Source organism: Tychonema sp. LEGE 07196, assembly GCF_963890365.1.
Lineage (GTDB): Bacteria > Cyanobacteriota > Cyanobacteriia > Cyanobacteriales > Microcoleaceae > Microcoleus.
In genome coordinates, this window is the sequence record NZ_CAWPRX010000218.1 from 26337 (window position 1) to 35578 (window position 9242).

7 protein-coding genes and 1 pseudogene are annotated in these 9242 nt (G+C 43.6%); 6 read left to right on the plus strand and 2 right to left on the minus strand.

Features of this window, described 5'->3' with window-relative positions; translation table 11 throughout:
- Window positions 1-1173: an AAA family ATPase gene (locus AACV78_RS28120; protein ID WP_228042514.1), complete on the minus strand. Its 1173-nt coding sequence runs from the start codon at window positions 1171-1173 to the stop codon at window positions 1-3.
- Between the two features lie 44 nt (window positions 1174-1217).
- On the opposite strand from AACV78_RS28120, the gene AACV78_RS28125 reads away from it, so the two are divergent.
- From AACV78_RS28125 to AACV78_RS28820, 4 genes and pseudogenes are all read left to right on the plus strand, one after another.
- On the plus strand, window positions 1218-2078 hold the full coding sequence (locus AACV78_RS28125; RefSeq protein WP_194010549.1) for a M20/M25/M40 family metallo-hydrolase: 861 nt from the start codon (window positions 1218-1220) through the stop codon (window positions 2076-2078).
- A 69-nt stretch (window positions 2079-2147) separates the two neighbouring features.
- Window positions 2148-5858, plus strand: a complete 3711-nt coding sequence (locus AACV78_RS28130; RefSeq protein ID WP_194010557.1) for a hydantoinase B/oxoprolinase family protein — start codon at window positions 2148-2150, stop codon at window positions 5856-5858.
- Between the two features lie 51 nt (window positions 5859-5909).
- Window positions 5910-6664 (plus strand): annotated as a pseudogene (locus tag AACV78_RS28135) (three-Cys-motif partner protein TcmP); the annotation flags it as partial.
- Window positions 6665-6712: 48 nt separating this feature from the next.
- The gene (locus AACV78_RS28820; RefSeq protein ID WP_445329599.1) at window positions 6713-7051 is read left to right on the plus strand and encodes a hypothetical protein; all 339 of its coding nucleotides are present in this window, start codon (window positions 6713-6715) and stop codon (window positions 7049-7051) included.
- Here the strand turns inward: AACV78_RS28820 and AACV78_RS28140 are convergent.
- Entirely contained in the window at window positions 7032-7820 is a 789-nt protein-coding gene (locus tag AACV78_RS28140; protein ID WP_194010550.1) for a DUF5131 family protein, read from the minus strand. The genes AACV78_RS28820 and AACV78_RS28140 overlap by 20 nt on opposite strands.
- Window positions 7821-8041: 221 nt before the next feature.
- Between AACV78_RS28140 and AACV78_RS28145 the strand changes: the two genes are divergently transcribed.
- Both AACV78_RS28145 and AACV78_RS28150 read left to right on the plus strand, forming a co-directional pair.
- A complete protein-coding gene (locus AACV78_RS28145) occupies window positions 8042-8689 on the plus strand; it encodes an RNA polymerase sigma factor (protein WP_194010551.1) in 648 nt (215 codons plus the stop codon).
- A gap of 119 nt (window positions 8690-8808) precedes the next feature.
- Window positions 8809-9129 carry a 2Fe-2S iron-sulfur cluster-binding protein gene (locus tag AACV78_RS28150; protein ID WP_194010552.1) on the plus strand — a complete coding sequence of 107 codons (321 nt, stop codon included), beginning with the start codon at window positions 8809-8811 and terminating at the stop codon, window positions 9127-9129.
- Window positions 9130-9242: the final 113 nt, after the last annotated feature.

A 9242-nucleotide genomic window follows, 5' to 3' on the forward strand; every position in this document is an offset into this window, starting at 1 on the left:
TTAAAAATTCTTAGGAAGTCCACCGATATAGCCTCTCAAAAATGCCTCTGATAATTTCACAGGTTCTTGTCCCTCCAAAGGTTTAGGTTTGAGAATGCGTCTAGCCTTAGTATAACCTAATTGGTTGCGAGAAATCACAAGCAGCCGCTGTTCGTCATCATCTAAATCCAAACCATCCAAAACTGCCGGATTGTGGGTTGTAAAGATAACTTGTTTGTCGTGTTTTTTGGCTAATTCAACTAATTCTTCGATTAATCTGCGACACAATCTGGGGTTGAGAGAAGCATCAATGTTATCTATTGCAAAAAATTTAGGTGTGATATCGCTTATGAACAAGGTAAAATAAAACAGTAAAAACAAAAAGCCTTCATTCGAGCTTCTTTGGTCAAAGTAACTTAAATCAGTATCTAAGTATCTATCTGTGATTTGGATAGAAGTTTGTATTGCTGATAGATTTTGAGGAACTTCAAAATCTTTGAACCAAGCTATCAATTGCAGCTTTTTTTTGATTTGATTAAGTTTGTCTTGATTTTTATCGAAGCTTAAAAAATTTATAAGTTTAAACAAGCCTTCGCCATTAATACCTAATGGTTGAATTTGCCCTTCTTTTTCAAACGTCCTTAAGGCTAGATTTTCAGGAGAGTAAATGATAAATTTATTTAAGTCAAGTATTGGAATGAATGATTCGGCATCCTTTTTGAAACTCAACCATTCTTGTTCTGATAACTCTGTTTTTTCTTCTAAGACAGATGTAAATTTGTCTATTCCCCCATGTTTTTGAAGAAGCAGCATGACAGCATTCTTTACGGAAGTTTCAGAATTACCCAAAAAATTTTTACTAAGCCACTGAGAATAAGGAGCATTATCATTTTGTAAAATACAACTGAATGGTTGCCCCTTATTCGATCTTAACTCAATGCTGATATCTTTATCTAAATTTTCAATTTCAAAAGCCGATCGCATTAATTGAGGTTCTGTAACTCGGATGCCCCTAGATGCTAAAAACTCGTTATCCAGCTTATCATCAGCCGCCGCCGAAGCCAGGGCGATCGCCTCTAGGATATTACTCTTACCGCAGCCATTTTCACCAATCAATACGGTGACTCGTCCTAATTCCAGCTTCAGCTTTTGAATGGACTTATAATTTTCGATTCTGACTTCTCCAATCATCATTCAATCCCATATAATCTTAGTGTACTCATTGTATCTGCGATCGCATGGATCTCAAAGAACGCCTGCACAGCCATCTCATTCAAATTGTACGCGATCGCAACCCATACCTCGCATCCGAAGGGCATTTTTATGCCCAGCAATACATCCGCGAACAGTTGGGACAGTGGGGTACTGTAGAAATCGACGATTTTGCAGTGCGCGGGCGAATTCATCACAATTTTATCTTGGATTTACCCCCCCTCAATCCCCCCCTTGCTAAGGGGGGGAAGCAAGAAAATTTGCCCATTATAATAGGTGCTCATTACGATTCTGTGCCCGGTACGCCTGGGGCTGATGATAATGCTACGGGTGTTGCTGTGTTGCTGGAACTCGCAAGGAATTTCGCACTTCAACCGCTAAAATATCCAGTACAATTAGTTGCTTTCGATATGGAAGAATACGGTTGTTGGGGAAGCAGCCATCATGCTGCTAACTTAAAAAAACAAAAACAGCAGATTCGGTTGATGATTTCTTTGGAAATGTTGGGTTATTGCAACAACAAACCCAACTCTCAAAGCTATCCGGCGGGACTGAAATATTTTTATCCGAATATTGGTAATTTTATTGCTTTAATCGGGAACTTACGGACTGTTCGCGATATGATGGCCTTGAGCGGAAATATCCGCAAATCGGGTCAAGCTTGCGAGTGGTTGCCGGTGCCGAATCGAGGTTTGATTGTGCCGGATACTCGCCGCAGCGATCATGCTCCTTTTTGGGATAATGGTTATCCGGCTATTATGGTGACGGATACGGCTAATATGCGGAATCCGCACTATCATCAAGCGAGTGATAAGATTGAGACTTTGGATTTGGATTTTCTCGCGGGTGTTTGTGGGGGTTTGGTTGAGGCTATTGGGTATCTATAATTTTATTTTAACGAACCGCGAAGACGCGAAGGGCGCGAAGGAAGAAAGAAGAAGATGGGAGAAGAAGATATGAATGTTTTTTACGATCGCACTTCTTGGCAATTCTGGATCGATCGCGGTGGTACTTTTACCGATCTAGTAGCCCAAAAGCCAGATGGTAAGTTAGTCATTCACAAGCTGCTGTCGGAAAATCCCGATCGCTACACCGACGCAGCAGTGCAAGGAATTCGCGATATTTTGGGGATTGGGGCGGGGGAATCGATCCCGGCGGGGGAGATTGCAGCGATTAAAATGGGTACGACGGTGGCGACAAATGCTTTGCTGGAACGTAAGGGCGATCGCACTATTCTACTAATTACTAAGGGTTTCGGCGATGCGCTGAGAATTGGCTATCAAAACCGCCCGAATATTTTTGCCCGACACATTATTTTACCAGAAATGCTGTACGATCGCGCGATCGAAGTTGCGGAACGTTACAGCGCTACTGGTGAGGAGTTGACTGCTGTCAATCCCGATTTTATCCCGTCTTTGCAGCAAGCCTACGATGAGGGAATTCGCAGTTGTGCGATCGTCTTTATGCACGGCTACCGCTACTCGGAACACGAAAAACAAGTTGCTAAAATAGCGAAAAAAATTGGCTTTACTCAAATTTCAGTATCTCACGAAGTTAGCCCTTTAATGAAATTAGTTTCGCGGGGAGATACTGCGGTTGTCGATGCTTATTTGTCTCCGATTTTGCGGCGCTACGTCGAACAAGTAACCAGTGAGTTAATTGAGGTAGATCCTCAGAATGAAGGATTATCAATGCCCAATGCCCAATGCCCAATTCCCAATTCCCAATTCCCCAAATTAATGTTTATGCAGTCAAACGGCGGTTTAGTAGATGCCGCCAAATTCCAAGGAAAAAATAGTATTTTGTCCGGGCCTGCTGGGGGAATTGTCGGTGCGGTTAAAACCAGCAAAAAAGCAGGTTTCGATAAAATTATTACCTTTGATATGGGCGGAACTTCGACGGATGTTGCCCATTTTAACGGGGAATACGAACGCGAATTTGAGACGGAAATTGCCGGGGTGAGATTGCGATCGCCCGTGATGGCAATTCATACTGTAGCAGCCGGTGGCGGTTCAATTGTATTTTTTGACGGGGCTCGCTACCGCGTCGGGCCGGAGTCTGCGGGGGCTAATCCCGGCCCTGCTTGCTATCGGAAAGGCGGGCCTTTGACCGTGACTGATTGCAATGTGATGTTGGGGAAAATTCAACCGGATTTTTTCCCGAAAGTGTTTGGATTGGATGGAGATTTGCCGATCGCCACTGAGGTAGTCAGGCAAAAATTCGTGCAGTTAGCGGGGGAAATTGGGGGCGAGAGGACACCGGAACAGGTGGCGGAGGGTTTTTTGGCGATCGCCGTGGAAAAGATGGCTAATGCGGTGAAAAAAATCTCGCTTCAGCGCGGTTATGATGTTTCGGAGTATACATTGTGCTGTTTCGGCGGCGCGGGCGGCCAACACGCTTGTGCGATCGCCGATTCTTTGGGGATCAAACGGGTGTTCGTTCATCCCTACGCGGGGGTGTTGTCCGCTTACGGTATGGGTTTGGCGGATGTGCGGGCTATTCGCGAAAGGGCGATCGAGGAATTATTAACTAATGAATTAATTGGTGATTTACAGGATGTTTTAGCGCAATTGGAGGCGGAGGGAAAGAGGGAATTGAACCGCAGAGGCGCAGAGGGCGCTGAGGGAGAGTCTGAGGTTTTGGTTGTGAGGAAGCTGCATCTTAAATATCAGGGAAGTGATTCGGTTTTGATGGTCAATTCTACTGGAAATCTTGAGGAGATGCAGGCTGAGTTTGAAGCATTGCACCGACAGCGATACAGTTTTATTATGCCGGAAAAATCGCTGATTGTCGAAGCGGTTTCGGTGGAAGTTGTAGAAACCATGAATGTGCCGGATGAATCGATAGTTGCTAATTCTCGTGACGCGGAATCGATCGCCCAGCAGCCAATCTCTACCGTGCAAATGTATGTTGCTGGCGAGTGGCGGGAAACGTCTGTTTATCGGAGGGAAGATTTGCGATCGGGCGACTGCATTAGCGGGCCGGCTACGATCGTAGAAGCAACTGGAACTAATATTATAGAGCCTGGATGGGAAGCGACCATCACCGAAAATAATGATTTAATTTTGAACCGCAGATCCACGGAGATAGGCGCAGATCGCATCCGCGTTAATTCGCGTTTATCTGCGGTTGTAGCCGATCCTGTTTTGCTGGAAATTTTTAATAACTTATTTCGGGCGATCGCCGAACAAATGGGCGTTACATTACAGAATACAAGTTCATCCGTCAACATCAAAGAACGCCTCGACTTTTCCTGTGCAGTATTCGACAAAAACGGGCAATTAGTTGCCAACGCACCGCACATTCCCGTGCATTTAGGTTCGATGAGCGAAAGTGTAGAAGCTTTAATTTTAGCACAAATTCATACAATTAAACCTGGGGATGTTTATGTTTCTAACAATCCCTACAACGGCGGCACGCATTTACCAGATATCACCGCAATTACTCCCGTATTTGATAATTCTTCCTCTCTTCCTTTGTTTTATGTAGCCTCGCGGGGACACCACGCCGACATCGGCGGCATCACTCCCGGTTCCATGCCTCCGAATAGTAAAATAGTAACTGAAGAAGGCGTATTGCTTGACAATTTCCAGCTAGTAAGCGAGGGGAAATTCCGAGAAGCAGAATTACTACAAATTCTCACAGCCGGGGATTTTCCGGTTCGCAATGTCGCCCAAAATATCGCGGATTTGCAAGCGCAAGTTGCTGCAAATAATCGCGGTGTAGCAGAACTTCTAAAGATGGTTGAACATTACAGATTGGAAACGGTACAAGCTTATATGGGCTTCGTGCAAGATAATGCTGAAGAATCGGTGCGGCGCGTAATTGAGGTTTTGAAAGATGGCGAGTTTACTTATCCGATGGATAGCGGCGGACAGATTAAGGTAGCTATTACAATTAACAAGTCGGCGCGCCGTGCAAAAATAGATTTTACTCGTACATCTCCTCAGCAATTTAACAATTTTAATGCTCCGGCTGCGGTGTGTAAAGCGGCTGTGTTGTATGTTTTCCGCACCTTGGTAGATGACGATATTCCTCTGAATGCGGGCTGTTTGAAACCTCTGGAAATCATCAATCCTGCAGGCTGTATGCTGAATCCGCGCTATCCGGCGGCGGTGGTGGCGGGAAATGTGGAAACGTCGCAGAATATTACGGATGCTTTGTATTGTGCGCTGGGGGCGATCGCATCTTCGCAGGGCACTATGAATAATTTCACCTTTGGAAATAACCGCTATCAATATTATGAAACAATTTGCGGCGGTTCCGGTGCTGGTGCAGATTTTGACGGTACTGATGCGGTGCAAACTCACATGACTAATTCGCGTTTAACCGATCCAGAAGTATTAGAATGGCGGTTTCCGGTGTTGTTAGAAAGTTTTGCAATCCGGGCTAATAGCGGCGGGAATGGATATCATCGCGGGGGTAATGGAGTGGTGCGGCGAGTGCGGTTTCTGGAGTCGATGACGGCGGGAATTTTATCGGGGCGGCGGGTGATTTCTCCCTGCGGTTTGCATGGGGGTGAATCGGGGAAAGTTGGGCGGAATTATGTTGAGAGATTTGATGGAAATGTTGAGGAGTTGGGAAGTACGGCGAGTGTGGAAATGCAGCCTGGTGATGTGTTTGTAATTGAGACTCCGGGCGGCGGCGGTTATGGTAGAGGAAAATAGTAGTATAATTCACTAAAATGTAATAATCATTGATATTGGGGAGGCAAAGTTATGGTTAATAATTCTTTCTTTGATAAGCCGACAGAACAGTCTTTAGTCAAAATTGATATAGTCACTAAATACTTTTGGGCATGGGCTCAGGTAATTATTTCTCAAATCCAAAAAAGACCAAGCCCAAAAAGACCAGAAAATATTGCATACGTAGATCTATTTTCGGGTCCTGGTCGCTATCAAGATGGTTCTAAGTCTACACCATTACTTATTTTGGAGCGTGCCATTGCTGAACCAAAAATTAGAGAACTTTTAGTAACCATTTTTAATGATATAGACCCAAATAATACTCAGTCTCTCGATCAGGCAATAGCATCCTTACCTGATATACACACCTTAAAACACAAACCAATTATTTTTAATAAGGAGGTGGGAGAAGAAATCATCCAGGATATTAAAAATAATATAAAATCAGCACCGACACTTTTTTTATTGACCCTTTTGGTTATAAAGGTTTATCAATTAATTTAATAGGTTCAGTCATCAGTAATTGGGGTAGTGAGTGCATATTTTTCTTTAATTACAACAGAATTAACATGGATTTAACTAACAGATTTGTCAAGGAAGACATGAACTCTCTTTTTGGTAAAGAACGAGCAAATGCGCTAAGGGAAAAACTTAAACCTATGCAGCCTGAAGAACGAGAGTCAACTATTGTAGAGGCTATTTGTCAAGCATTGAAAGATGTTGGAGGGTCGCACGTTCAAAATTTTTGCTTCAAAAAATCTAGTGGTAGCCGTACTAGCCATTATCTGATTTTTGTATCTAAGGATAAATTAGGTCACTCAATTATGAAAGACATTATGGCTAAAAAAAGCTCTGTTTTTACTCAGGGAGTACCCTCTTTTGAATACAATCAGAGTCAGGCGGCTATTCAGCTTTCACTCTTTGATTTTCAACCGATCGATGACCTTGAAAATATGCTTCTTGATGAATTTGCTGGTCAAACACTGACAATGGAACAAATTTACAATCAGCATCATGTTAACAAGCGTTACATTAGTAAAAATTACAAGGAAGCTCTTAAAAAACTAGAACAACAAGGTAAAATTATCGCCGATCCACCAGCCAGTAAACGAAGGAAGTACAAAGGAGAAATTACATTTGGAGAGAAGGTGAAAGTTACATTTCCACCAAAGTAGGTGTTACTACTTTATTGGAATTCCGACTCATTCTGAAAGTGTAGCCATTGAATTGCTTTTGATGTTTATTCCATGCTTCCGGCATTTCATCCCAAATTTTATCATCCAGAAGTCTGCCAGCAGCTTTAGGTGTTCTACCTCCCCATTGCTTGAAGAAAAACGCGACTTCAGCATCTTGACATTGCTGCTTGATACGATCGACCCATTCAGGTTGCATGGGACGGTGTTTTACCCCCGATTCTCCGCCAACTATTACCCAATGAATGCCTTTTAAATCAAGCTCCAAAGCACCTAAAAGCGGTTCGCATGATAGGAATCTGACTTTTGCAGGTACTTGTCGCAAACAGTCAATCCTGTTAACGTAGTTTTGATTTTCAACAGACACGCCCATCCAAATATTATCAGACCATTCAAGTTGAGGCGCTAACTCTACTAAACGTTTATCTCGCTTGGTAAGGATTTGATAAATGTGGTGAGGAGTTTCACGCATTACATCAAAGACTTGTTTCAAAAAATCAATAGAAATATCTTCATGGAACAAATCGCTCATTGAATTCACAAAGATACGACTTGGCTTTCGCCAACCTCTAGGTTCGTTCAAACGCTTGGGGTGTTCTTGAAAAGTAAACCCATTAGGGAAATTAGTATGGAAACGCTTTGTTAATGCTTCTGCATAACAATGAGTGCAGCCGGGACTGACTTTATCGCAGCCAGTTGTGGGATTCCATGTGCGATCGCACCATTCGATACCAGTATTAATGCTAGACATACAAGAATGTTACCCTTGAAACTATAAATTATCTTTTGATGTGCGCTGGATACATATAGTTTATATGTATCAATTTAGATTGATGCAGCATCGCCTACAACTCTATTATATAATTAATTGACTTAAATATCAACAAGTTTTAAGCAGTTGCATGAACTGTAGATCGTAGTGTAGAATCATGCTGCACCAGCATTTATTCCCACAACCTTTCCAGAACAATTGTGCAAACACCTGTTTTTTCCGAACTCAACCATCCTGTGGTCAAATCCCTGTTCCATCACAGCGATCGCGAATTATTGACTTTGTTTCAAAACCATCCCGATCAAGGTCGCTTCTTCACGGCTATTTTTTGCCGCTACGCTCAAATTGTCCACTCGCTAATTCGCCATTCCGTGCGATCGCCCGTACAAGGCGATTACCTGTTCGCCCACACTTGGCTACACATCTATCACGAGCTCCGAGGCCTCGATTTGCGCCACGAAATTCCAGAGTCTGAGGGCGAAAATCTCAGCCTCCAAAACTGGCTGATTAATGTCACCGCTATCTGCATCAATCAAGCCGAATTGCCACCTGTAGAGTCGATTCACTACTCCTTGCAATCCGCTCCGCCTCCCCTCTGGTGTTACGTCAAACAAGCCTTAGAATTGTTGGCTCCGCTGCCGCGTTTAGTCGTGTTGATGGCTCAGACTTTCCGCTGGAGCGAAACACGAATCGCAGCTTATTTGCAAGCAGAAGGTGAAGCAATTTCGCCCGCTCAAGTCAAGGCTTTGCTCCAAAAAGGATATCAAACTTTAGAATCAAATCTGCCAGAGGATATTCGCGCTATTTATCTAGATGAACATCTAGAATATCAACAAGCACTTGTCTAGCAGCCGATAATTCCGCTAATATCCATTATTCTTCAGTCTCGCGTTGCGGGGACTTCGTTTGACAAGAAGCGGTTTCAACCGCCTCCTTCTTAAACTCGGAAATAATATAAGAGGTGGAAATGGCAATTTATCAAGTTCGGCTGGTGAATGAAGCTCTCGCCCTCGATCGCACGATCGCCGTACCAGACGACCAGTATATCTTAGATATGGCAGAAGATGCCGGCATCCGCTTGCCCAATGGATGCAAGCAAGGAGAGTGTTCTGCTTGCGTTGCTAAACTGCTCAGCGGTGAAATCGACCAAAGCGAACAAAAGTTTTTGAAGCCGTCAGAATCGCAAGCTGGCTACGCTGTTACCTGTGTAGCCTACCCACTTTCTGATTGTACTTTGTTAACGCATCAAGAACAAGTTTTGTATCAAGCAGCTCTCTATTTTAAGTAATACCATATTTCAAATATGTGGTATAGATGAACTCTTAGCCCCCCCGAACTCGCGGGGGGGTTGGGGGGTAATGTCTTAGCCCCCCTGTCTCTTATACAGATCTGACGCTTCCG

Coding starts and splice junctions, on each gene's coding strand:
- AACV78_RS28150 (WP_194010552.1), top strand. CDS start 8,809: ATGGCAATTTATCAAGTTCGGCTGGTGAATGAAGCTCTCGCCCTCGAT.
- AACV78_RS28125 (WP_194010549.1), top strand. CDS start 1,218: ATGGATCTCAAAGAACGCCTGCACAGCCATCTCATTCAAATTGTACGC.
- AACV78_RS28140 (WP_194010550.1), bottom strand. CDS start 7,820: ATGTCTAGCATTAATACTGGTATCGAATGGTGCGATCGCACATGGAAT.
- AACV78_RS28820 (WP_445329599.1), top strand. CDS start 6,713: ATGGCTAAAAAAAGCTCTGTTTTTACTCAGGGAGTACCCTCTTTTGAA.
- AACV78_RS28130 (WP_194010557.1), top strand. CDS start 2,148: ATGAATGTTTTTTACGATCGCACTTCTTGGCAATTCTGGATCGATCGC.
- AACV78_RS28120 (WP_228042514.1), bottom strand. CDS start 1,173: ATGATGATTGGAGAAGTCAGAATCGAAAATTATAAGTCCATTCAAAAG.